The sequence below is a fragment of the Winogradskya humida genome, assembly GCF_016862215.1.
Lineage (GTDB): Bacteria > Actinomycetota > Actinomycetes > Mycobacteriales > Micromonosporaceae > Actinoplanes > Actinoplanes humidus.
On record NZ_BOMN01000013.1, the window covers coordinates 41,474 to 66,667 of the forward strand.

The 25,194-nt window shown below is 70.3% G+C and carries 25 protein-coding genes; 14 read left to right on the forward strand and 11 right to left on the reverse strand.

Going from position 1 to position 25,194, the window contains the following annotated elements:
• Positions 1 to 86: 86 nt before the first annotated feature.
• Both Ahu01nite_RS04855 and Ahu01nite_RS04860 read right to left on the reverse strand, forming a co-directional pair.
• Positions 87 to 2,288, reverse strand: coding sequence for a putative bifunctional diguanylate cyclase/phosphodiesterase (locus tag Ahu01nite_RS04855; protein ID WP_239158618.1), 2,202 nt, complete (start codon positions 2,286 to 2,288; stop codon positions 87 to 89).
• 46 nt (positions 2,289 to 2,334) lie between these two features.
• A complete protein-coding gene (locus Ahu01nite_RS04860) occupies positions 2,335 to 2,865 on the reverse strand; it encodes a hypothetical protein (RefSeq protein WP_203835167.1) in 531 nt (176 codons plus the stop codon).
• A 66-nt stretch (positions 2,866 to 2,931) separates the two neighbouring features.
• Between Ahu01nite_RS04860 and Ahu01nite_RS04865 the strand changes: the two genes are divergently transcribed.
• The 3 genes from Ahu01nite_RS04865 (at position 2,932) to Ahu01nite_RS04875 (ending at position 7,503) form a co-directional block, all read left to right on the forward strand.
• Positions 2,932 to 3,669 (forward strand): hypothetical protein, encoded by a 738-nt coding sequence (locus tag Ahu01nite_RS04865; protein ID WP_203835168.1) that lies wholly within the window; start codon positions 2,932 to 2,934, stop codon positions 3,667 to 3,669.
• 1,216 nt (positions 3,670 to 4,885) lie between these two features.
• Complete coding sequence (locus Ahu01nite_RS04870; RefSeq protein WP_203835169.1) at positions 4,886 to 5,497, forward strand: TetR/AcrR family transcriptional regulator; 612 nt, start codon at positions 4,886 to 4,888, stop codon at positions 5,495 to 5,497.
• Between the two features lie 557 nt (positions 5,498 to 6,054).
• A complete protein-coding gene (locus Ahu01nite_RS04875; RefSeq protein ID WP_203835170.1) occupies positions 6,055 to 7,503 on the forward strand; it encodes an FAD-dependent monooxygenase in 1,449 nt (482 codons plus the stop codon).
• On the opposite strand, the gene Ahu01nite_RS04880 is transcribed toward Ahu01nite_RS04875, so the two are convergent.
• Complete coding sequence (locus Ahu01nite_RS04880) at positions 7,482 to 9,242, reverse strand: glycoside hydrolase family 3 protein (RefSeq protein ID WP_203835171.1); 1,761 nt, start codon at positions 9,240 to 9,242, stop codon at positions 7,482 to 7,484. The two genes, Ahu01nite_RS04875 and Ahu01nite_RS04880, sit on opposite strands and share 22 nt — an antisense overlap.
• A gap of 11 nt (positions 9,243 to 9,253) precedes the next feature.
• The gene (locus Ahu01nite_RS04885; RefSeq protein ID WP_203835172.1) at positions 9,254 to 10,540 is read right to left on the reverse strand and encodes an MFS transporter; all 1,287 of its coding nucleotides are present in this window, start codon (positions 10,538 to 10,540) and stop codon (positions 9,254 to 9,256) included.
• 231 nt (positions 10,541 to 10,771) lie between these two features.
• Here Ahu01nite_RS04885 and Ahu01nite_RS04890 point away from each other — a divergent pair, with 231 nt between their 5' ends.
• A complete protein-coding gene (locus tag Ahu01nite_RS04890; protein ID WP_203835173.1) occupies positions 10,772 to 13,102 on the forward strand; it encodes an ROK family transcriptional regulator in 2,331 nt (776 codons plus the stop codon).
• An 88-nt stretch (positions 13,103 to 13,190) separates the two neighbouring features.
• Here Ahu01nite_RS04890 and Ahu01nite_RS04895 read toward each other — a convergent pair whose 3' ends face one another.
• Positions 13,191 to 13,829 carry a superoxide dismutase gene (locus tag Ahu01nite_RS04895; protein ID WP_275411704.1) on the reverse strand — a complete coding sequence of 213 codons (639 nt, stop codon included), beginning with the start codon at positions 13,827 to 13,829 and terminating at the stop codon, positions 13,191 to 13,193.
• A gap of 76 nt (positions 13,830 to 13,905) precedes the next feature.
• Between Ahu01nite_RS04895 and Ahu01nite_RS04900 the strand changes: the two genes are divergently transcribed.
• The 5 genes from Ahu01nite_RS04900 (at position 13,906) to Ahu01nite_RS04920 (ending at position 17,200) form a co-directional block, all read left to right on the forward strand.
• Positions 13,906 to 14,505, forward strand: coding sequence for a hypothetical protein (locus tag Ahu01nite_RS04900; RefSeq protein ID WP_203835174.1), 600 nt, complete (start codon positions 13,906 to 13,908; stop codon positions 14,503 to 14,505).
• 70 nt (positions 14,506 to 14,575) lie between these two features.
• Complete coding sequence (locus Ahu01nite_RS04905; RefSeq protein ID WP_203835175.1) at positions 14,576 to 15,958, forward strand: lamin tail domain-containing protein; 1,383 nt, start codon at positions 14,576 to 14,578, stop codon at positions 15,956 to 15,958.
• Positions 15,959 to 16,011: 53 nt separating this feature from the next.
• Positions 16,012 to 16,398: an ArsR/SmtB family transcription factor gene (locus Ahu01nite_RS04910; protein WP_203835176.1), complete on the forward strand. Its 387-nt coding sequence runs from the start codon at positions 16,012 to 16,014 to the stop codon at positions 16,396 to 16,398.
• Complete coding sequence (locus Ahu01nite_RS04915) at positions 16,395 to 16,847, forward strand: SRPBCC family protein (protein ID WP_203835177.1); 453 nt, start codon at positions 16,395 to 16,397, stop codon at positions 16,845 to 16,847. The genes Ahu01nite_RS04910 and Ahu01nite_RS04915 overlap by 4 nt, the downstream gene beginning before the upstream one ends.
• The gene (locus Ahu01nite_RS04920; RefSeq protein WP_203835178.1) at positions 16,844 to 17,200 is read left to right on the forward strand and encodes a nuclear transport factor 2 family protein; all 357 of its coding nucleotides are present in this window, start codon (positions 16,844 to 16,846) and stop codon (positions 17,198 to 17,200) included. Before Ahu01nite_RS04915 ends, Ahu01nite_RS04920 begins: the two co-directional genes overlap by 4 nt.
• An 8-nt stretch (positions 17,201 to 17,208) precedes the next feature.
• Here Ahu01nite_RS04920 and Ahu01nite_RS04925 read toward each other — a convergent pair whose 3' ends face one another.
• Positions 17,209 to 17,673: a MarR family winged helix-turn-helix transcriptional regulator gene (locus Ahu01nite_RS04925; protein WP_203835179.1), complete on the reverse strand. Its 465-nt coding sequence runs from the start codon at positions 17,671 to 17,673 to the stop codon at positions 17,209 to 17,211.
• A 91-nt stretch (positions 17,674 to 17,764) separates the two neighbouring features.
• Here Ahu01nite_RS04925 and Ahu01nite_RS04930 point away from each other — a divergent pair, with 91 nt between their 5' ends.
• On the forward strand, positions 17,765 to 18,367 hold the full coding sequence (locus tag Ahu01nite_RS04930) for a malonic semialdehyde reductase (protein WP_203835180.1): 603 nt from the start codon (positions 17,765 to 17,767) through the stop codon (positions 18,365 to 18,367).
• Between the two features lie 51 nt (positions 18,368 to 18,418).
• Here the strand turns inward: Ahu01nite_RS04930 and Ahu01nite_RS04935 are convergent, their stop codons facing one another.
• Positions 18,419 to 19,123, reverse strand: coding sequence for a hypothetical protein (locus Ahu01nite_RS04935; RefSeq protein ID WP_203835181.1), 705 nt, complete (start codon positions 19,121 to 19,123; stop codon positions 18,419 to 18,421).
• Between the two features lie 24 nt (positions 19,124 to 19,147).
• On the opposite strand from Ahu01nite_RS04935, the gene Ahu01nite_RS04940 reads away from it, so the two are divergent.
• Genes Ahu01nite_RS04940 through Ahu01nite_RS04950 form a run of 3 tightly spaced genes read left to right on the forward strand, consistent with a single transcriptional unit; the run spans position 19,148 to position 21,514 of the window.
• Entirely contained in the window at positions 19,148 to 19,843 is a 696-nt protein-coding gene (locus Ahu01nite_RS04940; protein ID WP_203835182.1) for an NADH-quinone oxidoreductase subunit E, read from the forward strand.
• 56 nt (positions 19,844 to 19,899) lie between these two features.
• A complete protein-coding gene (locus tag Ahu01nite_RS04945; RefSeq protein ID WP_203835183.1) occupies positions 19,900 to 20,370 on the forward strand; it encodes a hypothetical protein in 471 nt (156 codons plus the stop codon).
• A 22-nt stretch (positions 20,371 to 20,392) separates the two neighbouring features.
• Entirely contained in the window at positions 20,393 to 21,514 is a 1,122-nt protein-coding gene (locus tag Ahu01nite_RS04950; protein ID WP_203835184.1) for an outer membrane protein assembly factor BamB family protein, read from the forward strand.
• Here Ahu01nite_RS04950 and Ahu01nite_RS04955 read toward each other — a convergent pair.
• The 3 genes from Ahu01nite_RS04955 to Ahu01nite_RS04965 are packed head-to-tail and all read right to left on the reverse strand — an operon-like array spanning position 21,499 to position 23,854.
• The gene (locus tag Ahu01nite_RS04955) at positions 21,499 to 22,689 is read right to left on the reverse strand and encodes an alpha/beta hydrolase (RefSeq protein WP_203835185.1); all 1,191 of its coding nucleotides are present in this window, start codon (positions 22,687 to 22,689) and stop codon (positions 21,499 to 21,501) included. The genes Ahu01nite_RS04950 and Ahu01nite_RS04955 overlap by 16 nt on opposite strands.
• 21 nt (positions 22,690 to 22,710) lie before the next feature.
• On the reverse strand, positions 22,711 to 23,193 hold the full coding sequence (gene smpB / locus Ahu01nite_RS04960; protein ID WP_203835186.1) for an SsrA-binding protein SmpB: 483 nt from the start codon (positions 23,191 to 23,193) through the stop codon (positions 22,711 to 22,713).
• 55 nt (positions 23,194 to 23,248) lie between these two features.
• Positions 23,249 to 23,854, reverse strand: coding sequence for a DNA topoisomerase IV subunit B family protein (locus tag Ahu01nite_RS04965; RefSeq protein ID WP_203835187.1), 606 nt, complete (start codon positions 23,852 to 23,854; stop codon positions 23,249 to 23,251).
• A gap of 33 nt (positions 23,855 to 23,887) precedes the next feature.
• Here Ahu01nite_RS04965 and Ahu01nite_RS04970 point away from each other — a divergent pair, with 33 nt between their 5' ends.
• Positions 23,888 to 24,211, forward strand: a complete 324-nt coding sequence (locus Ahu01nite_RS04970) for a putative quinol monooxygenase (RefSeq protein ID WP_203835188.1) — start codon at positions 23,888 to 23,890, stop codon at positions 24,209 to 24,211.
• 102 nt (positions 24,212 to 24,313) lie between these two features.
• Here Ahu01nite_RS04970 and Ahu01nite_RS04975 read toward each other — a convergent pair whose 3' ends face one another.
• Positions 24,314 to 25,171, reverse strand: coding sequence for a DUF1963 domain-containing protein (locus tag Ahu01nite_RS04975; protein ID WP_203835189.1), 858 nt, complete (start codon positions 25,169 to 25,171; stop codon positions 24,314 to 24,316).
• Between the last annotated feature and the right edge of the window lie 23 nt (positions 25,172 to 25,194).

Below are 25,194 nucleotides of genomic sequence, written 5' to 3' on the forward strand. Positions count from 1 at the left end.
GCCTCCGGACGGCTTCGGGTGAAGTTGTAGCGCGCATCATAGGGGAGAGCTGCGCCGTCACGTTCACGCACCGCCGATCCGTTGTGTCACACCACAGCGACCCGGGCTCCGGTGAAGTCCGGTTCGGCCACCGGTCGGCCGAAATGGTAGCCCTGCGCGAGCCGGTACCCGAGCCGGTGGAGCTCCGCCGCCTGTTCCGCTGTCTCTACCCCCTCGGCCACCGCCATCAACCCCAAACCGTTACTGACTTGGATCAATGCGGTGGCGATGACCGCGTGCCGGCCGGCCATCGTGATCCCGTCCACGAATGATTTATCCACTTTGAGCACGTCGACCGGGATCGTCTGCAGCAGCCCCAGCGACGAGTGCCCGGTGCCGAAGTCGTCGAGCGCGATCTTCACGCCCAGCTCGTGCAGGTCCTTCACCGTCTGCACGGTCTGACCGCCGCCGAACACCGCGGTCTCGGTCACCTCGACGATCAGGTGCCGCGCCCCGAGACCGGTCCACGCCAGCACCGAGGCGACGACGTCGGCGAAGCCCGGCTCGGCCAGCTGGCGGGCGGAAACGTTGACAGACATACGTTCCGGGGCCGCCTCGCCCAGTTCGTTACGCCACATGACGGCCTGCGCACACGCCGTACGCAGAATCCACGCACCCAGCTCGACGATCAGCCCGTTCTGCTCGGCCACCGGGATGAACTCGACCGGACTGACGAACCCACGCGTCGGATGTTCCCACCGGACGAGCGCCTCCACCGACACGATCCGCCCGTCGGGCAGCGAGACGATGGGCTGGTAGACGACCCGGAACTGGCCGGTGTCCAGCGCGGCACGCATCTCCGCCGCGAGCAGCGCCTGCTCACCCGCGACCACGTCCAGCTCGCTCTGATGACTGCGGTGCCGCACGCCGGCGTGCTTCGCCGCGTACATCGCGACGTCCGCGCGCCGCAGCACCTCGCCCGCGTCATCGGTGTCCGTGCCGTCGGCGGTGCCGATGCTCGCGCCGATCAGAAGCTCGTGCCCGGCGACCTCGATCGGCCGGTCCAGCGCCGCGCAGATCCGCGCGACGACACCGTCCATTCCGTCACTCACCAGCACGGCGAACTCGTCGCCACCCATCCGCGCGACGAGACCGCGGTCGTCGCCGAGCGCGGCCGCCAACCGCTGCGCCACCACGGTCAGCAGCCGGTCACCGATCGCATGTCCGAGCCGGTCGTTGACGTCCTTGAAGCCGTCCAGGTCGAGCATCGCGACCTGCGAGCTCCCGGCAGCCACCGCCACTTCGAGCCGTTCCTCGAAGACGCGCCGGTTCGGCAGCCCGGTCAGCGGGTCGTGCAACGCCAGATCCTCCAGCTGCACGGCCTGCGACTGCACCTGCGACACGAAGCCGACGAGCCGTGCCATCACCAGCAGCACCAGCAGCGTCGAGCCGATCCCGACCGCGAGCCAGTCCACGTGGTCCGGTGCCCGCCCACCCTCGACGAACAGGACCACGGGCACGAGCATCGTCGCGGCCGCGGGCATCGCCAGCCTGCGGGGTCCGGTGCGCTCCGGGCCGGCATCGGGCGTACGCGACGAGGAGTGCACAGCCGCACCCGCCCAGCAGATGTACGTGCAGACGAACGCCCCGTAGACAAGACCGCCGTACTGGGCCAGCAACCCGGGGAAGAGCGTGTACACGACATTGCCCGGCAGGACCGTCACGCAGCCCATGGCGAGCAGCCACCCGCTCGGGCTGCGCCGCCCGGCCCGCACGATCAGCGGCAGCACCGCGGCGAGCATCAGCACACTGGCCGTCGGATAACCGATCGTCGCGATCCGGCCCAGCAGCGGCAGCGAGGTGTCACCGGCGATGGGCCCGATCACGAACACCCAGTAGACCAGGCCCAGCCCGGTGATGCTCACCCCGGCGTCGATCAGCCGGGACACGCCCGCCCGCCGGCCGCGGGCAAGCCGGAACAGGGAGAAGACGAAGAAGGGGTACGCGCACAGGTACGAAGCGTCCGCCCACGACGGGTACGGCTGATAGCCCAGCAGATGCGAGTTCGCGGCGTACGCGATGTCCCCGGTCGCCCAGAACACGTGACCCGCCGCGAAGACGAGCCACGCCAGGGGATCGGCCGGCCTGTTACGGCGTACCCCGAGAATTGTCACCACGGCGGCCAGATAGCCGACCGCGGCCGAAAAGGCAGCCGCGACCGCCCCCGATGGCAGCGTCAGGTAGACGAGGCAGCCGGCCAGGCCCAGCACCGGCCAGATCGCCCACCACCGGTCCGCGATTCTCAGCACAGTCCGCTGTTCGGCGCCCTTGACCTTCTCTTGAGGTATTCCGCCCTCAGAGCCCGCTGGCCGCCACTGTCAACGCCGCCAGCCCCGCCACCGCATCAAGATCGACCCGATCCGCCGCGGTGTCCCAGCTCGGCGAACTGAACGTCTTACCCGCCGCCACCCCGGAATGCGTCAACCCGTCCAGCACCACCTGCCCCGCCCCACGACCCACCCGGACCCGGACCGGCACATCCGCCGCGGTCCGCACATCCAGCAGACTGACCCCACCCGACATCCGCACGTTCAACGTCCCGTCCGGCGGCGGCAGCACCAGGCTGATCCGGGTGGCCCCACCGCTGAGCTCCACCCCACCGACCCGCCCGCCACTGAGATCGATGACGCTGCTGTCCGCACCCCCACCGACCCGCAGATCCCACCGCACCCGCGAACTCAGCGTGATGTCAACCGCGTCCGCATTCCCGGCCATCCGCACCTGAACCCGCCCGTCCCGCTCCTCACTGAGCGGCACAGCCGGCTGCCCCTCAGGCGTACTCACCCGATAGAGCCCCTCCCCGAGATCAGCCGTCCGAAGCGTCACGCTCCGAGCCCCATCCACAAGATCAAATCCCGCCACCGTACGCCCGGAGCGCACCCCTTCCACCACATGCGCCCCAGCAGCATTGCCAGGCTGCCCGCCCGCGCCGTTCTCCTGCTGCCCGGCTTGTTGCCCGTCCTGCTCGCCGCTTTGCTGGCCGGCTTGCTGCCCGTCCTGCTCGCCGCTTTGCTGGCCGCCCTGGCTCCCCGCCCCCGGCTGGCCGGCGCCGTTCTGCTGACCCGCCGCTCCCTGCTGGTCTCCCGCGTCACCCTGCCTACCTCCAGCGGCGGCCGGCGGAGCCCACTGCCTGCTGTCCGCCCCGGAGCCATCCCCACCGTGCCCCACCACGACAACCGCCGCCCCGGCCAGCACCAGCGCAACAGCCACAACCCCGGCCCCGACCAGCCACCGCCGCCCCGGCACCCCATCACCGGCGACACCATCGCCCTGATCCGCTACGTGGCCCTCCTCTGCATGCTGCATCCCCGGCAGAATCCACCCAGCATCCTCACCCCCACCGACACCCTCGCCGTCAAATGCCCCGGCTCCGTCCCGCGCCCCCGGGCTGATGCCACCCGCCCCCATCCGCCCGAACGTCCTCGTACTGTCGCGATCGGCGGCATCGCTGCCCGCGGAGCCAAAGTCGTCCTTCGCATCACCGGCCGCCCTGCCGCCGGTCGGCCCACCACTCACGAACACCGGCGTGGCCTCCCACCTCGCCGCCTCGCCATCCACAGCCCCACCGGCATGCGACGCCGCACCCGTCCCCGCATAGAGCGGCGCACCCATTCCCGCCCCGGCGGTTGACGTGCCCGTTTCGGCGTGGGGGAGCTTTGTCGTTTCCGCGTGGGGGAGTGTGCTCGTTTCGGCGTGGGGGAGCTTTATCGTTTCCGCATGGGGGAGCGTTGTCGACTCGGCCCAGGGCGCCGACGATGACGCGTCGAGGCCCCCGCCGGATGTCGGGGCCGCAGCGTCAAGCCGCGATGCCGGCCCGGTCATCGACGGCCCGGTCATCGACGGCCCAGTCCTCGACGGCCCAGTCCATGACGGCCCAGTCCACGACGGCCAGGCGCCCGACGACATCAGCGGCCCGGCAGCAGGCGGCGGTTCCATCGCAAGACCGGCCATTCCCCCAGCCGCCCCCGTCGCTCCGGTCGCCTCGGCTGTCCCTGTCGCTCCGGCCAGCCCGGTCGTCCCCGTCGTTCCGGTCGTCCCCGTCGCTCGGGTTGTCTCGGTCGCTCGGGTTGTTCCGGTTGTTCCGGTCGCTCGGGTTGTCTCGGTCGCTCGGGTTGTTCCGGTTGTTCCGGTCGCTCGGGTCGTTCCGGTCGCTCGGGGAGCGCTCTCCCCGGCCGCAGCGTCAACCGACCCGGCTCCGCGTGATGTGTCAGCTGACCCAGATCCGTGCTCGCCAACCGTCCCAGCTCCGGGTTGCCCGCCGATCGCCTCGGGCCCGGTTTCCCCGCCGATTCGCTCGGGCCCGGCCTGCCCGCCGATCCCCTCAGGTCTGCCTTCCTCGCCGACCGCTTGAGGTCCGCCTTCCCCGTGGGCTGAGCCGGGTTCGTTTTCCCCGGTGAATGGGGGTTGCGCGGCAGCCGTCGGGGCGGGGTCCTTGGCGGCGGGAGGTCTTCCGGCCCGGGGATCATCAGGATGCCCATCCACTGACCGCTCCTTCGCCGCCGTCCGGCCGGCAATGGGCTGGTCCGCCCCCTCGGGATCCGGGGCAGAGGATTTGTGGTTGGTCAAGGCCATGGAGAGGGCGGCCTGGGCCAGGGTGGGGCCGTTCCAGCCGGGCTTTCGGGCCGTGATGACGGGGAGTTCGGCCGTGGGTTCCTCCTCCGGGCGGGGGGTGTCGGCCGGGGGCCAGTCGGGCTGCGGGTCTGACTCGGGAAGTGCAGGCATGGTGTTGCCTCCAGGTCGGGTGCCAACCACGGGTACGGGCGGGAGCGCCCCGCGGCCGGGTTCCGGGCAAAAATTGCGGGGCACGCATCTTTGCGGGGCGCGCAAGTTCGGGTAGGGTGGGGGCATGGGGCTGCGGGAATCCAAGAAGGTGGCGACGCGGGCGGCGCTGAGTTGGGCGGCGATCCGGCTGACCGTGGAGCGCGGTTACGACGAGGTCAAAGTGGAGGACATCGCGGCGGCGGCGGGGGTGTCACCGCGTACGTTCAACAATTATTTTTCGAGCAAGGCGGAGGCGATCGCTGCCCGGCAGCTCGACCGGTTCCTGGAGGTCTCCGCCGAGCTGCGCCGCCGGCCGCCGGGGGAGTCACTCTGGACGGCGATCACGGCGGCGGCGATGGCCCAGTTCCAGCCGGGCCCCGAGGTGCTCGCGCATCCCGTGCCCGACCAGCTCCAATGGACCGTCGGCCTGCGCCTGATGATGGCCGAGCCGGTCCTGCAGGGCGAGCTCCTGCGCGCCGGCGCCGTCGCTGAGGCCGAGCTCGCCGCCGCGATCGCCGAACGGACCGGCACCGACGCACACCACGACTTCTACCCGAACCTCGTCGCCGCCACCGTCACAGCGATCAACGCCGCCACCGTGGCCTTCTACCTCCGCGCCGACCCCCCGGTCCGCATGGACATCCTGCTCCCCGAAGCCTTCACCCGAGCCGCAGCCGGTCTCCCGCCGCCCACCTGACCCCCAGCGCCGCCGCCCACCTGAGCCCCCGACGCCACAGCCGGCCTCCCGCCGCCAGCCTGACCCTCAACGCCGTAACCGCCCTCCCGCCGCGTGCCCGTCTGACCACAGGACGCCGCAGCCTGCCCGAGCACAAAGGGCTGCAGACCCCGCCACAACAAGGTCGTGCGTGACCAAGAGTGACCAGCGCAGAACCAAAGTCGCCAGTAGCGGCGAGATATTGCGCCGAAACTCGGGATACCGCAATTTCTCAAGGACCCGGCTGTCAAACCCGGTCAATCACTTCCGCGCACGAAATACACAATCTCGGGCCGATCCCGCATCCACTCAGGCCACTCGCAACGACCAGCAAAACGCACTGACCGCCCGCGGCCAGGCGCAACCGCCGCCCGCGGCTGGGCACGCCCGCGACCGCCCGCGGCCGGGCTCGACCGGTGAGGCTCACGCGTGGGCTCGATCAGCGAGCAACGCCCTGCTGTCCCCAGATCGAACGACCAGAAACCGCCCGCCCGGCTCGTACCGGGCCGATGACCCATGCCCTTGAAAGGGGTTTTGTCATGATTGACGTAGTGATTGCCGGCGCTGGACCGAACGGTCTGATGCTGGCCTGCGAGCTGGCCCTAGCCGGCATCCGCCCCGTGGTCCTGGAGCGACTGACCGGCCCGACCACCGAGCAGCGCGCGAACGGCCTGGTAGGTCAGGTGGTCCGCGTGCTGGACCGCCGGGGCCTTTACGAGCGTCTGGTGCAGGCAGACGGCCCGCCCGCCCCGGCGGAGGGTTTCATCTTCGGGGCGTTCCCGTTGGACCTGCGCGGCGTACCCAAGAATGATGTGTTCACGGTGATGGTGCCGCAGCGCCGGATCGAGGCGATGCTGACCGGGCGGGCGGCCGAGCTCGGTGTCGAGATCCTGCGGGACCACGAGGTGGTGGGGCTGGAGCAGGGCGAGAAGTCGGTCGTCGTACACATCAGGGGCCGTGAGCCGATCGAGGCCGCGTACCTGGTCGGGGCTGATGGTGGGCGCAGTGCCGTGCGGAAGCTGGCGGGGATCGGGTTTCCCGGGGTGACCACCGATACGTCGGTGTGGTTGTCGGGGCATGTGAGTGTTCCTGACGGGATGGTCGCGGAGGACGGCGGGCTGATCATCGAGGGGTACGGGAAGGTGCCGCCGTTCCAGCACACGCGCACCGATCATGGGGTGATCACGTGGGCGCCGGGGCAGGTGCCGTTGCTCAACACCGCTGAGTGGGATCGTGCTGACAAGCCGGAGGCGTCGCTCGAGGAGCTGGCGGCCAGTGCGAGCCGGGTGGTCGGGGTGCCGGTGACGCTCGGGCCGCCGGCGGGGCCGGGACCGCATCTGATGCGCCGGCTCGAAGGGGGCAACACGCGGCTGGCGGAACGGTATCGCGAAGGCCGGGTGCTGCTGCTCGGGGACGCCGCGCATGTGCATTCCGCGATCGGGGGGCCGGGGCTCAACCTGGGGCTGCAGGACGCGGTCAATCTCGGCTGGAAACTCGCGGCGGCGGTGCGGGGCGAGGCCAGGGAAGGACTGCTCGACACGTACGAGTCGGAGCGCCGGCCGGCCGCCGAAAGGGTGACCATGCACACCCAGGCGCAGTCCGTCCTGATCGGACCCGGTGCGGAGGTGACCGCGCTGCGGGAGTTGTTCGGTGAGCTGATGACGATGCCGTCGACCCGCAAGCACATCGCGGACCTGATGGCCGGCACGGATGTGGTCTACGACATGGGCGCGGCCGAGGGTCCCCTGGTCGGCCGGCTCGCCCCCGATTTTCCCGGGCTGCGGGAGCTGACCCGGCAGGGTCGCCCCCTGGTGATCGATCCGGCCGGGAACCTGACGCCGGGGCGGTTCGCCGACCGGGTGGACACGGTGGTGACGGGGGCGGCCCCGGCGGGGATGCTGGTGCGGCCCGACGGCTATGTCGCCTGGCAGGGCGACACGACCGACGGGCTCCAGGAGGCGTTGAGCTACTGGTTCGAAAGGCCGTGACCGTACGCGAAGAGCGGGTCCACGGTGTCGTTCGGGACGTCCTCGCGGGAGGCCTCGACGGCCGCCATCGATGACGGGAGCTCGAACGGCAGCGTGCCCGTGGCGGGGAACCGGCCGAAGAGGATGTCGAGCAGGGCCTCGTCGCTCGCGCCGAACGTACCGGTCAGCGCCCGGGTCGCCGGGAGCAGCGCAGTGAGCACCGCCGGGCGGTCGAGCATCACGTCGACCACGGTGGGCACCTCGGCCGCGACGGACAGCACCGGGGCGAGCTCGTCGGTGGTCCAGTCGAGGCGGCCCGCGTGGAAGAACGCCTCGAAACCGCCGCCGCGCTGCTCGTACGGTGCGGTGCGCCGCACGATCGCCACGTCCGCCTCCGCCGGGGTGTCCACGACCTTGGCGTAGCGGGCGGCGACGGCGGGGTCGACGCCGTCGAGGTGGACGGCGATGCCCTCGGCGAGTGGGAGCAGGGACTCGTTCTGCAGGACGACGACCGATTTGCGCTGGGCGTCGAGGCCGGCGTCGAGGAATGCGGGGGTGCCGACGCTGCCCGCGACGGCGGTGGCGTCGACGAACCGGCGGTCGTCGAACAGGCCCAGGCGGAACTTGTCGCGCAGGATACGGCGTACCGAAAGATCGATCCTCTCGATGGACACGCGACCGTCCTGGACGAGCTCGATGATCAGTTCCGGGCAGTGTTCGCCGCCGAGCTGGTCGGCGCCGGCGTTGATGATCTTCTCGACGCGCTGGACGCGGGAGAGGCTTTCGACGCCCCAGGCGCGGGCGGGCATCGGGGCACCCATGACGTTGTCGGCGTCGGTGACCAGGCCCCAGTCGGTGCAGACCACGCCGTCGAAGCCGTAGTGGTCGCGCAGCAGGCCCTGGATGATCTCGCGGTTGAAGCCGAAGCCGACCTCCTCGTACTCGGTGCCGACCGGCATCCCGTAGTAGGGCATGACCTGCGCGACCCCGGAGGCGAACGCCGCCTCGAACGGCTTGAGGTGCAGGTCCCACCGACCACCGGGGTAGACCTGCTCCCGCCCGTACGGGAAATGCGCGTCCTCGCCGTTCATCTGCGGCCCGGCACCGGGGAAGTGTTTGACCATCGCGGCGACGCTGTCATGTCCGAGGGAAGAGCCCTGGAAGCCCTCGACGTAAGCCTTGATCAGTGAGGACACCACGTGGGCGTCGGAGCCGAGGGTGCCGCTCGTGCGGGCCCAGCGCGGCTCGGTGGCCAGGTCGGCCATCGGGTGCAGCGCGACCCGGATGCCGACGGCGAGGTATTCGCGCCGGGCGACGTCGGCGAAGCGCCGCATCACCTCGGGGTCCTTGATCGCGCCGAACCCGATCGGCTCCGGCCACAGCGAGAAGCCGCCGGCCGCCGCGCTGGTCGCCGGGTTGTCGAGCACGCCGTGCCGCGGGTCGGTGGACACCGTGACCGGGATGCCGAGCCGGGTGCCGCGGGCCAGCTCCTGGATGCGGTTGTGCCACTCGGCGATCAGCGTCGGCGCCGTGGGCTGCAGCGTCAGGATGTTGACGTGGTTGATCAGCTTCTCGGTGACCAGCCAGGACGTCGACGGGAACATCCCGCCGGGCCCGTCCGGCTCGTGCAGGGTGCCGTCCGGGTCGACGGCGGCCATCGTGTGGAACATCAGCCCGGCCTTCTCGGCCAGGGTGAGCCGGTCCAGCAGGTCGTCGACGCGCTGATCGACGGTCAGTTCGGGATTCTCGTACGGGTACATGGCCGGACCTTTCAGCGAACGCCGCGGATGAAGTGGACCAGGGTGGAGCCGGCAGCGGCCACGATCGCGCCGAACAGGAACAGCGCGGCGTAGTTGCTGCCGGAGCCTGCGCCGATCGCGAGGATCGGGGCGGCGATGATCGGGACGAGCGACTGCGGCAGGGCGTTGGCGATGTTCATGACGCCCATGTCCTTGGCCGCGTCGTCGGGGTTGGGCAGCACATCGGTGGCCAGCGCCAGGTCGACGGCGAGGTAGAGGCCCTCACCGAGACCGAACACCGCCGCCGCGAAGAGGAACACGCCGTAGCTGTTGCTGAACCCGATGATCAGCAGCGCGACGACGATCACGGCGCCGGCGGCGAACACGAAGGGACGGCGGCGCCCGGTGCGGTCGGAGAGCCAGCCGCCGAACGTCGAGCCGATCAGCATGCCGGCGGTGGTCAGCACGGTGGCGACGAGGATGGCGTCGGCGACGTTGTCCGTGGTGTAGCCGAACCGGTCGATCAGCAGGTACGCCTGGTACGACGTGAGCGACGCGATGCCCATCCAGACCAGGAAGCGGCTGAGGACGTTCCACGCGAAGTCGGGGTGCCGGCGCGGGCTGATGTAGAACGTCCGCAGGAACTCGTGGACCGTGTACCTGCCGAACGCGCCCTTCACGGCGGGCTTGTCCTTGAGGATCAGCACGAGCGTGCCGACCGACAGCACCCCGATCACCGCCGGGACCATGAACATCAGGAACGTATTGCCGGACAGCAGCGACGCGAGCCCCGTACCGATCAGGATCGCGATCGAGGTCATCAGGCCGAGGATGCCGCCCACCCGGCCCCGCTGGTGCGCGGGGATCTGATCGGGCAGCAGGGCGGTGACGGTGGCGAGTGTGGCGTTGATGCCGAGCTGCGCGAGCGCCCAGCCCGCGGTCAGCACCAGCACGCTGCTGCCGGTCGCGACGATCAGCAGGCCGATCGCGCCGAGCAGGATGCCGCCGATCAGCCACGGGCGGCGCTTGCCGAACCGGGAGGTCGTGCGGTCGGACATCGCGCCGAAGAACGGGTTGCCGATCAGGGCGAGCAGCGCGCCGACCGACAGCACCGAGCTCAGCGCCGAGTTGCGGTTGTCCGGGGCGATCTCGGCGACGCGGATGGACAGCGTCACGACCACCGGGGTGAGCACCGCGACGTACGTGCCCAGCTGGGCGAGGGCCATCGCGGCGATCAGCCGGGCCGGCGCGTCGGGCTTGGGGGCGGGGGCGTCCGTGGGGACGGTTCGGACCGCTGCCGCGGGGTTCAGTGTGGTCATGGCGCACCTCGATGTGACGTGGACGGGACGCCTCCCACCGGCGACCTCGTCCCTCGAAGTTATCGATCGGATTGACGCTAAACCAAGCCCAAATGACGGATGGGTTTCCTTTGAATTAGCTATGCGTTTCGTATCCGGGCCGACTTTTGTTTCGTTCTGGGCGTTCTGCGCGTTCCATGCCGGCCGGGTTAAGTCTGGATACGTCAATAACCCCCGGCGTACGGTGGAGCCATGACGCCCCGCCCGGGCGGCCGGCGTGTGCACGTCGTGAGCCGCGACTACCTGCTCTCCATCGTCCGTGAGACGGGGGAGTTGAGCCGCGCCGAGCTCGTCCGGCGCACCGGCATGGCCCGGGTCACCGTCAACGGCATGGTCGCCGAGCTCCTCACCGCCGGGCTGCTCGCGAAAGGCGCGGCGACCGTCGCGGCGGGTCCGGGACGGCCCGCCCGGATGCTCACCCTGGGGCCCGCCGCCGGCTGTGTGGTGGGTGCGGTGGTCGGCGGTCCCGGCGTACGGGTGGCAGTGGCCGACCTGACCGGCGCGATCCTCGTGGAGCACGACCGCGACCTCGACACCTCCGACGTCACCGGCTCCCTCGACGCGGTCGCGGCCCTGATCCGGGACTGCGTCGCCGAGGCGGGCGCCGAACGGGGCCGCATCTGGTCCACGGTCGTCGGCTTCTCCGCACCCATCGGCACCTCCAACGGCGCGATCGTCGCCAGCAGCGTCCTGCCCGGCTGGGGCGGCGTGGTCCCCGCGACCGAGCTCCAGCAGCGTCTCGGGCACCGCGTCACCGTGCGCAACGACGCCGACCTGAGCCTGATCGGCGAGGTCGCCCATGGCGCGGCGGGCGGCCACCGCAACGTCTGCTACCTGCGCATCTCCACCGGCATCGGCTGTGGGCTGCTGCTCGACGGGCACGTGCACCACGGCGCGACCGGTGCTGCCGGCGAGATCGGCCACGTCCAGGTCGACGAGACCGGGGCGCTGTGCCGCTGCGGCAACCGGGGCTGTCTCGAGACGATCGCCTCGCCCCGCGAGATCCTCGCGATGCTGGCCGTGACGTACGGCGAGAACCTCACCGCGGAGCGGGTCACGGAGATCGCCCGGCACGACGCCACCGCCGAGCGGGTCCTCGCCGACGCCGGGCGCATGATCGGCCGCGTCGTCGCCGACCTCGCCAACACGATCAACCCGTCGCTGGTGGTGCTGGACGGCCCGCTGATCGAACCCGAGGGCACCATCATCCAGGGCGTCCGCGAGTCGCTGCGCCGCTACGCCCAGCCGGAGGTCGCCGACACCACGGTGGTCCGGGCCAGCGCCCTCGACGGCCGAGCCCCGATCCTCGGCGCCGTCTCCGCGGCGGTCGACGCGACTCCCGCCGCCCGTGGCAGCCGCGTTTTCGACGCCGCCCCCGATGGCGTGTCCCCTACCTTGCGGGAGCGCGCCGTGCGCCGAGGCATGATCACCGACCTGCTGCGGGCCCGGGGGACCGTCGAGCGCAGCGACATCGTCAAGCTCACCCGGCTGCCCCGCGCGGCGGTGATCGAGTTGCTCGCCGAGCTCGACCACGACGGCATCGTCGAGACCACCGCGCCGGTCGGGGAACGCCGCGCCGGCCGCCCCTCGCCCCACTTCCGGATCGCCGCGCCACCCGGACTGCTGATGGGACTCGCGCTGACCGCTTCCGGCATCCGGGCCGTGATCACGGACGGCGCCGGCACCGTACGCCATGACGACACGGACGCCGTACCCATCGGATTGTCCGGCGCCACCCACCTGCGCCGCGCCGCAGAATTCGGCCGTGACCTGCTGCTACGCCACGGTCATTACCTGTCGGAGCTCCGGGCGGCGGCGGTGAGTGTCCCCTCGCCCGTCGACCCTGCGACCGGCCGTTTCGGCGCGCGCGGCGTGCTGCCCATGTTCGCGGGCTTCAACCCCGGCGACGAGATCACGGCCGTGCTCGGCGTACCCGTCACCGTCGAGAACAACGCCGACCTCGCCGCACTGGCCGAAACCCGCCACGGCGCCGCGAAAGGCGCCCGCGACGTCCTCTACCTGCGCGCCGACCAGTACACGGGCGCGGGGATCATCGCCGGCGGCCGCATGCACCGCGGCGCGATCGGCTACGCGGGCGAGGTCGGCCACCTCAACGTCCGCGAGGTCGGCCCGTTCTGCGTCTGCGGCAGCCGGGGATGCCTCTCGGTCTACCTGTCCCCGGCGTACTTCGCCGCGCTGCTCGACAACGGCGCCGCGACCACCCGCCCGACGGAAGCGGACCTGCTCGCCCTCGCCGCGTCCCACCACCGCCCGGTCCAGCGCGCCCTCGCCGACGCAGGCCGCCTGATCGGCCGCTCGGTCGCCTCGGTCTGCAACGTGCTGAACCCGGCGGTGGTCGTCGTCGGCGGCGGCTTCGCCACAGCCGGCCCGTTCGTGGTGGACGGCGTCCGCGAGGCCCTGCTGCGGCACTGCTCCCCAAGCGCCACCGCCGGCCTGACCGTCGTCCCGACCTCCCTCGGCGCGGACGCCGAGATCCTCGGCGCCATCGAGACCCTGCTCTAGCAGATCTCCGGTGGGCCGCTCACCGACGCGGCGGCGATGTGGAGGCTGAGCGTCCTGGAACGCCCGCCCGGCCTGTCCCGCCCGCTCGTCAGGGAGCAACGATGATCGGGTTGCCGGCCGCGCGGGCGGCGTCGAAGCGCTTGATGACGTCTGCCCAGTTGGCCAGGTCCCACAGGCGGTCGACGTAGTCCGGGCGCACGTTCTTGTACTGCAGGTAGTACGCGTGCTCCCAGGCGTCGAACGCCAGGATCGGGGTGGAGCCGTGGCCGACGTTGCCGTGGTGGTCGTAGACCTGCTCGACGATGAGGCGCTGCGACAACGGTTCCCAGGCGAGGATGCCCCAGCCGGAGCCCTGCACGCCCTTGGTCGCGGCGGACAGCTGCCCGGCGAACGCCTCGAACGATCCGAAGTGCTCGTCGATCGCGGCGGCCAGCTCGCCGTCGGGGCGGTCGCCGCCGTCGGGGGAGAGGTTGTTCCAGAAGATCGAGTGCAGGACGTGCCCGGAAAGGTTGAACGCGAGGGTCTTCTCCAGCCCGACGAGGGTGGTGAAGTCGCCCTTGTCGCGGGCCTCGGCGAGCTGGTCGAGGGTGTCGTTGCTGCCCTTGACGTACGCGGCGTGGTGCTTGGAGTGGTGCAGTTCGAGGATCTGCCCGCTCATGGCGGGCTCGAGTGCACCGTAGTCGTAGGGCATGTCGGGAAGCGTGTAGAGCGCCATCGCCGCCTTCATTCTGCATAGAATTTGTTATTGCCAACAGTATGCAACACGTGGATCGTGGCGGCGGGCGGAGTGGAGGGGTAGCCGGATGAGCAGGCACGGGCATCTGTGGCGGTTGCCGGACGGGACCGGGTTGCACGCTCCGCCTGGGGAGCTGGCCGTCGAGGAGTCGACTGGGCGGTTGTGCTGCCACCTGTGTGGCCGGTGGTTCACGTCGCTGGGGTCGCACGTCCGCGCTCACGGGTACACCGCGCAGAGCTACCGCGCAGTCATGGGAGCGCGGCGGGAGCGGGACCTCGCCGATCGGCTGGCGCGTCTCGGTCATGCGGCGTTGGAGGATTACCTGCGTTCCGCGTACGCCGCAGGGGCCTCGCTGGAAGCCCTGGCCGCCGCCACCGGTCTGGGCCGGGCCCGCCTTCGTGCCGCGCTCGACCGGGCCGGTGTCGCGCTTCGTCCTACCGGGATCAACTCCGCGACCGGCCGCCGATCCCGTGCCGTCGCCGCCGAACTGCGTGCCGCCCAACGCCTCGGCACCGAGGACCTGCCCGGCTGGCTCCGGCAACGGCGCGCCGCCGGGTGGACACTCGGGCGGCTCGCCGAGGCCGTCGGGCACAGCACCCACTGGGTTCGCTGGCGGCTCGACGCTCCGCTCCTCAGTCACGGCGGTGAGTTACGGCGCCGTTGGTGAGGTGTTCAATTTGTGGCTGCCCGGGTGGCTGACGCTTCGCTGAGACCCTCTGGACGAAGGACCGGCCACATTGCGTACGCGTAGAAATGCCTCTGTCGTTGCTGCCCTTGCTGTGCTCGGCCTCGGGCTGGCGTGCGCGCCTGCCTCGGCGCAGGACGCGTCCTCGATCAGGATCAACGAGGTCGAGTCGAGCGGCGGAAGTCCCGGGGACTGGATCGAGCTGGTCAACACGGGGACCGTCGCGGTTGACGTGTCGAAGTGGATCGTCAAGGACGACGACAACTCCCACTCGTACAAGATCGCATCGGGTACGTCGCTGGGTCCGGGTGCGTTCCTGGCTCTGGACGTCGAATCGGCGTACGGGCTGGGCAGCGCGGATTCCGCACGGTTGTACGCCGCGGACGGCTCGACGCTCGTGGATTCCTACGCCTGGACCAGCCATGCCACCACCACGTACGGACGGTGCGCCGACGGTACCGGCGCGTTCACGACCACCGTCGCCGTGACCAAGGGTGCCGCGAACGCCTGTGGTAGCCCCTTGAGCACGAGCTGGCCGGGTGGCACGGCCGTCACCGTCGCGGACGGGTCGAACGTCTTCGGCACCAACCTCAGCGGACTGTCCTACGAGAGCGCGACCGTGCTGTGGGCCGTGCGCAACGGACCGGGCACGCTGTACCGCCTGGTGCCCAACGGCACGACGTGGCGGCCCGACCCGGCCGGGGGCTGGGCGTCCGGCAAGACCCTGCACTTCGCCAACGGCAGCGGCGACCCCGACGCCGAGGGTGTGGTCGTCTCGCCGGACGGCACCTTCGTCATTACCGAACGCGACAACAGCGGCTCGTCCAGTGCACCGAAGATCCTGCGCTTCGACACCACCTCGACGGCGACGACGCTGAACGCGACCGCCGAGTGGAACCTCACCGCCGATCTTCCCGGCCTGCCCGCCAACGCCGGACCCGAAGCCGTCTCCTGGATCCCGGACACGTTCCTGACCGCGCACGGCTTCCGCGACGAGCACACCGGCGCCGCCTACACCCCGGCGACCTACCCCGGGCACGGCAGCGGGTTGTTCTTCGCGGGGGTCGAGAACAACGGCATGGTGTACGCGTACGCGCTCACCCCGTCAGGTACCTACACCCGCGTCGCCACGTTCACGAGCGGCTTCCCCGCCGTCATGGACCTGGAGTTCGAGCCGGCCACCGGTCACCTGTGGGCCGCCTGCGACGACACCTGCCAGGGCCGCACCGCAACCCTCGACCTCAACGCCCAGGGCAGATTCGCCGTCACCCGCACCGCCGACCGCCCCACCGGCATGCCCAACTACAACAACGAGGGCTTCGCCATCGCACCCCAGTCGGCCTGCGCCGGCGGCCTCAAGCCTGTCCTCTGGTCCGACGACACCAACGACGCCGGCCACGCCCTTCGCGCCGGCACCCTGACCTGCACGTCGTGACGCATTAGCAAACAAGCGCTTGTGCAAGCGTACGTTTGCGTTAGGGTGGTGTCATGCCTCCCGATCTCGATATGGCCTTCGCCGCCCTCGGTGACCCCGTGCGCCGGGCCCTGGTGACCAGGCTCGCGCACGGGGACGCGACGGTGGGGGAGCTCGCCGGGCCGTTCGACCTGACCCCGCAGGCGATCTCCCACCACGTCGGCGTCCTACGGCGGTGCGGCCTCGTCGAGCAGCGCCGGGAGGGGACCCGCCGCCCCTGCCGGCTCCGTGCCGATCAGCTCGCCCTGATCGGCACGTGGGTCGACGACCAGCGCCGCGCCTGGGACGACCGCCTCGACGCCCTCGGCAAGCACCTCACCGAGCCCGGCGCCGGCTTCCCCCTGGAGGTCGAGCCCGGCGCCGGCTTCCCCCTGGGGGCCGAGCCCGAGGAGGCGCCGTGAACGGGGCCGCGAAGCTGCGCGGCGACGAACTGATCGCCGAGCGGCACTACGCCGTTGACCCCGGACGGGTCTGGGCCGCCTTCACCTCGCCGGTGAGCATCGCGAGCTTCTGGGGCGGCTCGCACGCCACGGTTCCCCCGGAATCCGTGACCCTCGACCTGCGCCCCGGTGGTGAGTTCGCGCTCGACACCCGTGCACCGGACGGCGCCACCCGCCGGCTCACGTTCGTCTACGTGAGCGTCACCGCGCCGCACGAGCTCGTGTTCGACGAGCCCGTCACCGGCCTGCGGACCACCGTCACGGTCCGGAGGTCCGGAGACGGCACCCATCTGACGGTGCACCAGCGCCGGCTTCCCCCCGAGCTCCGCACGGCCCGGGCGGCCACCGGACTCGGCTCGATCCTCGACTCCCTCGGCACCTACCTTCAGCTCGACAGGAGCACATCATGACCGCACCGACACAGCGCGACCTCGTCGACCAGTACTTCGCCGGATTCCGGACGAGCGACCACCCGAGCATCCTCGCGACGCTCACCGACGACGTCGAATGGGTCATCCACGGCCATCGGACGACGCGCGGTAAGGCGGACTTCGACGGCGAGATCGAGAACCCGGCCTTCACCGGCAGCCCCGAGCTCGACGTCCAGCGTGTCTACGAGGACGGTCCCGTCGTCGTCACCACGGGCGAGGGCCGGGGTGCCACCGTCGAGCACGGCCCGTTCCGGTTCGGCTTCAACGACCTCTTCACGTTCCGCGACGGCCTCATCGCCCGGGTCGACTCCTATGTGGTCCCGCTCGCCTGAGACCACCGTCAGGGCTGCAGCTTCGCGAGCCCTTCCTTCACCTTGCCGGCGATGGTGGTGATGGTCTGCAGCTCTGCCGCGGTGAGATGGTCGAAGAACGCGGCGCGGACGTCGGCGACGTGCCTCGGGGCGGCGGCGGTGATGAGGTCGGTGCCGCGGCGGGAGATGGTGACGTCCGCGCCACGCTGGTCGGCGAGCGAGCGTTCGCGGATCACCAGGCCACGGTTCTCCATCCGCCCGAGGTGCTGGGAGAGGCGGCTCTTCTCCCAGCGCAGCAGCTCGCCGAGCCTGAAGGAGCGGAGCCGGCCCCCGGGTGCCTCGGACAGATGGGCCAGGACCTCGTAATCGGCTTTGGAGAGCCCGTCGCGGTTACGTATCTGCCGGTCGAGGAACTCTGCCAGGTCGTCCTGCATCGTCATCAGGGCACGCCAGGCTTGCTGTTCCCCTTCGTCCAGCCACGGCACCTCTGTCATGGGCGTCACTCTACCGTTGGTTGACGTGTGAACCAGTTGCGATCTACCTTTGGTTCACACGTTAACCAAGTGCTGTGGTGAGGAACCGGACATGGATCGCTCGCTCGAATCTCTGGACGCGAAGTCCAAGGACCTGCTGTTCACCGAGGCGCGGACCGCGAACACCTTCGCGGACACGCCGGTGACCGACGCGGAGCTGTCGGACATCTGGGAGCTGGCGAAGTGGGCGCCGACATCGGCCAACTCCCAGCCCCTGCGCGTGCTCTACGTCCGGCAGGGCGAGGGCCGTGACCGGTTGCTCAAGCACATGAGCGAAGGCAACCGTGCCAAGACGGCGGCTGCGCCCGCGGTGGCTGTTCTCGCCATGGACACCCGGTTCCACGAGCACATCCCCACGGTCCTGCCGTTCCGGCCGGAGCTGAAGGACGTCTTCGCCGCGGACGACGCGAAGCGCACCGGGACAGCCACCTTCAATGCCACCCTCCAGGCCGGCTACTTCATCCTCGCCGTCCGCGCCCACGGCCTGGCGGCCGGCCCGATGGCGGGTTTCGACGCGGCGGGCATCGACGCCGAGTTCTTCCCCGACGGGCGCCACCGATCGATCCTGGTCGTCAACATCGGCCACCCCGGGGAGAATCCCTGGTTCGGCAGGCTCCCACGCCTGGAGCACGACGACGTGGTGCAGTGGGTCTGAGCGGCTGTCCTACGACACCAGCGACACGCCCTGACCCGTCGTGGCCGTCCTCTACTGCGGAATATCCCAGGCTGACGCCTTGAGCGTGACCGTCCCGTCCTGCGCCGTCGCGGTCACGGCGAGGATGACCATCTTCCAGGTGATCCCGCTGGTCTGGGCGGCGTTCGGCGACGTCTTGACGCAGTAGACCGAGCCGCGGCGGATCGGCTCGTTCGCTTTGCCCAACGGGCTCGTGCGAATTTGTTCCGCGCATTCGATCGGGGTCACGGCCTCGGAGGGGACGGCGCTCGCGGTCACGTCGCTCTGGAGGCTGAACTGGGCGGTGGTGCCGCCGCCACACGGATTTTCGTAACTCAGTTCAGCGACATTCGATTCCGTCTGCACCCGGGGCTCGTCGAGATCGATGTAGACGGAACTGGTGCAGCTGGGCGGAATGCGCAGCGTCTGGCTGGTGTACCGGGTCTTGTACTGGGTCTGGGCGTTGAGGCTCGGCACTGTCGCTGCCGGTTCCCCGGCGGGATCCTCCGTGGCGGCGGCTGTGGGTGGATCGGCGGTCGTGGCGGCGACGGTCGGGTCGGCGACCACCTGCGGGGGTGCCTCGGCCGCCCGAGCGGAGGCGAGGGCGTTGACCTGGGTGAGGGCATCGTCAGCCTTTCCCAGTGCGCGCCAGGAGAAGAAAGCGGTGAACGCGAAAAGGATCACAGCGATCACGGAAATGATCGACATGGTTCTGCGGACGGTAATCTTTGGACTCACCGGCCGCACCTTAGTACGGCGGAATTGGCCCGTAAGGTCCCCAAGTCGCGTGGCTGGCGCGGCTGGGACACGGGAGTCCGGGCGACCGTGCTGGGCACCGTCGCGGGCATCCTCAGCCTTCTCGTGGCATTCGTGGCCTGGCAGTGGCCGAAGTCCCCGCCGGGCCCCGGCGCCACCGACGCCGGGGCCGCTCCTTCCGCGGCTCACGAGACGGCCGCCGGACCGGGGCCGTCCAGCGCTCCACAAAGCCCGAGCGGGCCGGCGCCGGCCGCGAGTGCGGAATACCTGAACGGCTTCGCCGCGGAATCCGGCGGCGCATTCCTCGTCGCGGTTCCGCGGCCGGTGCGCGGTAAGGACGGCTGGACCGATCGGCCCATCGCGATCAGCTGCCCGTCGAACCAGACCGGCGACCAGGAGCACAGCGTCACCTACCTGCTGAAGGGCCGATACGTAGAGTTCCGCGCCGACGTCCGGCCGTACTATCCGCCGGACGCCGATGAACGGTCGGCCACTTACGTGACCGCTCTCACCGGGACCCGGCAGCGGGATGGCGAGGTGGTGACCGCCGAGGCCGGCGCGCAGCAGCGGGCCACCGCGGCGCAGTCCCAGCAGTTGACCGCGACCGTCGATGACGCCGAGAAGCTCACGCTCCGGGTGCAGTGCGGCGACCCCAACGGCACTGTCGTTCTCACTGGCGCTGTGCTCATCCCTGCCGACTGAGGCCGTCGCGAAGGCTGGGCGCAGGGGTGGGGCGGGGGCGAACTACGATTCCGTGCATGGACGACCTGGCGCCCCGGCTCGCTGCGCTGACGTTCACCGGGCTCAGCCAGGAGCAGGTGACGGCCCTGATCATCGACACGGTCGGTGAGTGGGGTGAGGCGCACGGGTGGCGGGTGTACCGGCGGGCGGCGAGTGTGGTGACGTTGCCGCCGCCGATGGAGCGGCAGCATTCGGTGCTCGATGTCGCGCTGGCCAGGGAGGACGGGCCGCCGATCGTGGTCGAGGTGGACCACACGCATCGGCAGCGGACCGTCGACAAGTTGCTCGCCGAGGCGGAGGAGGGGCGGCTGCCGTTCTGGATCCGGTGGGGGACGGGGCGGTTCGTCGAGCCACCGCCGCCGATTCATTTGATCACGCTGCCGGTGACCCGGCAGCAGGGCCGCTACACCCGCAGTCTGCTCGCGGCGCCCGAGCATTCCGCCGCGCCCGCGACCGGCGAGGCCGCTGAGCTACCGATGCCGGAATAAAGAGACCGTCGTTGAGCCTGGTGTGAAGATCATCAGGGCGGCGCTGACCGGAATCCTCGCGACGAGCCTGCTGGCCGGGCCCGCACAGGCGGACTGGACCCATGACGGCGGCAGTCCGTACGCGAACTTCTACAACCCGTACGAGCAGCCGCCGGGCTTCACCGGGATGAGCCTCAGCTGGTCCGCGCAGCTGGCGCCCGACAACGAGGTCTGTACCCAGTTCGGCGCGCCGGTCGTGCACGCGGGCCGGATGTTCGTGCGGACCGGGCACAGCATCGACTCGTACGACGGGGTCAGCGGGACGAAGCTGTGGAGCCGGCGGCTCGGGCACTGGGGGCCGCGAGCCGTGGACCGGGAACGTGCCGGGGCGATGGTGGTGGCCGGCGGGATGCTCCTCACGCTCTCCACCACCTGCCGCAAGGCCGGGAGCTCACCGTCGTATCTCACCGCGGTGGACGAGCTGACCGGCGCGCGCACATGGCGGGTGCGGCTCCCCGTGTCGACGTTCGAGCTGGTCGCCGATCGGGGGATCGCCCTGGTCAGCGGGTGGGCGGCGAAGCAGAGTCACGTCACGGCGTACCGGATCAGTGATGGCAGGAAGCTGTGGCGGCGCACCGACGGCTGGACCCGATCGGTGGCCGCCCTCGGAACGATCCTCGTGACGCGGCGCGACGGGCGGGGCGCCTATGCGATGGCCATGACGACAGGCAAGATCCTGTGGCGTACGGCGAAGAAGTGGTCGGTGCTCGCCGGGAGCCCGTCCGTGTTCTATCTCCGCGCAGGCGACCAGATCGTGCGCGTGCGGTCGAGCACCGGCAAGGTGTACGCGGGCAGCGGCTTCCCCGTAGGACCGTTCACGATCAGCGGGAACCAGCTCTTCGTCTCCCGCAGCGGCAAGGTCGAGGTCCGCGAGGTGACCGGCCAGCTGGTCAAGGTCTACTACGGGTTGCCGGCGGCCGCGCAGCAGCCCGTCCACGCCCGGGACCAGCTCTACGTCGGCACGACGTTCGTGGACCCGGACACCGGCAACCAGCGGCTCGACGTCCCGGTCGCCGGGCGGCCCCGGACCCACCCGGTCGTCACCGACGGCCGCATCTACTACGTCGAGGACAACTGGGTGCTGCGCTCCTACCTGGTGGGGTGATGCCCGAACACCGCGCGCAGGCCGTCGGCGAACGTGTTGCGCCAGTTCACGTAGTCGTGCTCGCCCGGGTATTCCGCGTACGTCACCGGGTAGCCCCTGGCCCGCAGCGCGTCACGCATCCGCCGGTTGACCGTGACCTGGTCGGGCACGCCGGGCAGGAAGATCTGCCGCTCCCGGTCGCCGACGTCGAGGTAGAAACGCACGTCGGCGCGGGGACGGCGGGCCACCTCGCGGGTCAGCCACTCCGGGTCGCCGCCGGCGGGCGCCGGCCACCAGAAGCTGCCCGAATGGCTGATCACCGCGCCGAACACCTCCGGCGCCCGCAGCGCCAGTGCGGCAGCGGTGAGACCACCGAGCGACATCCCGGCCAGGGCGACATCCTGCGGGTACGGGCTGATGCCGTGAACCCGGCGTGCCCACGGCATCAGCTCGCGGATCATGAACCGGGTGGTTTTCTCCGACGACGGCGCCAGATCCTCGAGCCGGGTCTCGTCGGTGCCGTCCACGAAGATCGCCACCAGCGGCGGTATCTCCCCGGCGGCGATCAGGTTGTCGATGGTCACCGGCATCGCCATCATCGTGCGCGCGAGATATCCGTCGAAGACGATCACCGCGGGCAGACCGGCCCTGAACCCGCCGGGCTGCCCGCCACGACCGGAAGTGCCGGAGGAGGGCCGGTAGATCGCGACCCGGTGGCCGCCGTCCAGCTCGACCCGCTCGACCGTCCCCGCCGGAACCCCCGGCCGCGGCAGGCACCAGGTCTGGGGCGCGGCCCGCGGCAGGGTCAGCACCGACACCCAGCCGTCACGGTCGGTGGGATCGTCGGGGTCGCCGGGGAACAGCAGCCGGTCGGGGTTCAGCGGGTCGACGTGGGTGGGGCCGGAGCCGCTGTCGCCGGGAGGGGGACGATGCTCGTCGACCGCGATATGCGAGAAGTAGTAGATGGTGCGCATCGTCGCCGGCAACCGGAACGTGCGCTGCCAGATGTCCGTGCCGGGCGCACGCTCCATCGGCTGCTGCGTGCCCCACCCGACCGAGGTGCGCTCCGCCTCGCCGCGCCACACGAAACTGACATCGACCAGGCCCCCCGCAACCATCAGGCCCCGCGCATCCACCGGCGAGATCACCGGGCCCCCGCCCGCGACCGCCTGTTGCCAGAGATCCGCTGCCAGCATGCAGCACAGGATCTCACGAATTCACCCCCTCGGGTGACCCTTGAGGTGGCGTCCCATCGCCCGGGAGATCTCCCGTTCGGCGTCCCGCTTGGCGAGCGTCTGGCGTTTGTCGTACTCTTTTTTGCCCCGCGCCAGCGCCAGCTCGACCTTCGCCCAGCCATCATTGAAATACAGGGACAAAGGCACCAGAGCGATACCGTTCTCCTTGAGCTTGTCAAGGATGCGAGCGATCTCGACCTTGTGCAGCAACAATTTACGGGTACGCCGGGGAGCGTGATTCGTCCACGACCCGAACCCGTACTCCGCGATGTGCAGGTTGTAGAGCAGCAACTCGCCCTCGTGCTCCGCGGCAAACGCGTCCACGATCGACACATACCCGGCCCGCAACGACTTCACCTCGGTGCCGGCCAGCACCAGCCCCGCCTCGAACGTCCGCAGCACCTCGTACTCATGCCGCGCCTTCTTGTTCGACGCGATGGCCTTCCGCCCGGTCTCCTTTGCCACTCCCGCCCCCTCCCACCCTCACTCGCAGAGCTTAACGATCAGCGTTGACGCTGCTTTACGCGTACTCACATTGTTGGGGTTTCGCGGGATTGCGGAGGTCCCGGACGGTGACCGAACCGGTGCGGTGGCCTTTTTCGCAGTGGGGGCCGTGCGGGTCGATCGTGGCCAGGTCGGTGGTGATGGCCGCGCCCGGGGCGAAGTAGGTGGTGTCCAGGGTGAACGCGAACCGGGCGCCCGCGCCGGGCGGGGCGGGGAACTCCTCGGCCGGGCCGGTCGGATGCATGCCTGCCAGGTGCTGGCGGCAGGCGTGGCCGTCCTGCCAGATCTCGACCAGGACCGCGGTGCTGAGCGCCGCGGCCGCCGCGAACCAGAGCCGGTCCGTCGTGATCAGAGAGTCGAAGTAGCCGTGCTTGCCGGGCTGGGCCCGCAGGTTGTCGGTGACCGTGAACGCCAGGTCACCGGTGATCTCGGCGACGGCATCCGCGGAGTGCACCGGCGCCACGGCGGTAGGCGGATGATCGACGGAGCCGAGCACGTCCGCGAGAACCTGGGTCGGCAGCAGCGGATTATCCTGGGCGAACCGGAAATACATCCCCGGCCGTTTGCGCACCGAGGCGTCCAGCGTCAGCACCTGGATCATGGACGCGTCGTACTTTGTCACCGCCCCAGTTTATGCCGCCCGGAGAGGTCCACCATGATCTTCATTACCGCCAAATTCCTGATCAAGCCTGAGTACGCCGCCCAGTGGCCCGAGATCAGCGGCCCGTTCACCCGCGCCACCCGCGCCGAACCGGGCTGCCTCTGGTTCGACTGGTCACGCTGCCTCGACGACCCGAACGAGTACGTCCTCGTCGAGGCCTTCCGCGACGGTGACGCGGGCGGGGCACACGTCGGCTCGGCCCACTTCAAGCAGGCCCAGCGGGACCTCCCGCCGTACCTCCAGGCCACGCCCCGCATCATCAGCCAGACGGTCGACCAGGACGACTGGTCCCTGCTCGGCGAGATGGCCGTCAACTGATGCCGGTCAAGGCCTCCTACGACACCGCCGACATCTACCTCCAGCCCGACGTCGACGGCCTCCGGGTGGCGAAGATGTATCCCTGCGATCCCGTCGCCTGATTCACTCCATGAATTCCGCGACCGACAGCACCTCGCTGAAGTCCCCTGCTGCCACAGCGGCCCGCTTTACCATGAAGCGCGCGAGGGTCGCCGACTCGACCGGCTCCTCGGACCCGAGCTGAGCCAGCGGCACCCACTCCCGCTCAGCCAGCTGCCGCCACTCGTCCAGGTCGCCACCCGTCACCTGCTGCTGATGCTCGGCGATGACGTCGGCGGGCTCCGTCTGCGGAGTGAGCGCGAACCCACCGAGCCGGATGTCGCGGTCGCCGTACCAGCCCCGCCAGAACTCTCCCGCCAGCCGCTCCAGTTTTTCGTGGTTGGGGACCCGCTCGGCGAATTCTGCACTGGGCTCGCCGCTGGGCCAGCTCGGAGGATCGATGCTGATGGTGGCACGCAACTCCACAACCGGGAACGCGGGCCCGGGCCGCTCCTCCACCGGTATGCCACCGGGCACGTAGATCAGGCGGGCGGCTTCCTGCTCACGCCCGAACCCGTCACCCGTACCCTCATAGTCCTCGAAGTTGATCATGGTGTCATCGAAGTTGACGAAGAACAGGAAGTAGCCGTCGGCCGGCAGCTCGAGGTCGAGGCGCTCGCTGCGCGGCAGGGCAGCACAGTCGACCAGGCCGTGGAACGGCAGCGGGCCGGACGGACCGACGGGCCAGGGCATGTCCGGCGGCAGCAGGGGGAGACCACCCTTGCGACCGGCGACCGGGCCGTCGATCGGCGGCGGGCCTTCCGGGACCACGGGCAGGACCACGTAGAAACGCGCGTACTCCAGCCAGTTGTCCAGCTCCTGGCCGGTGATGTCGTGTGCGGCCAGGGCAGCGCGAAACTCTTCGATGCGACTGTTCAGCATGGACATACGATGGCAAACGCCCG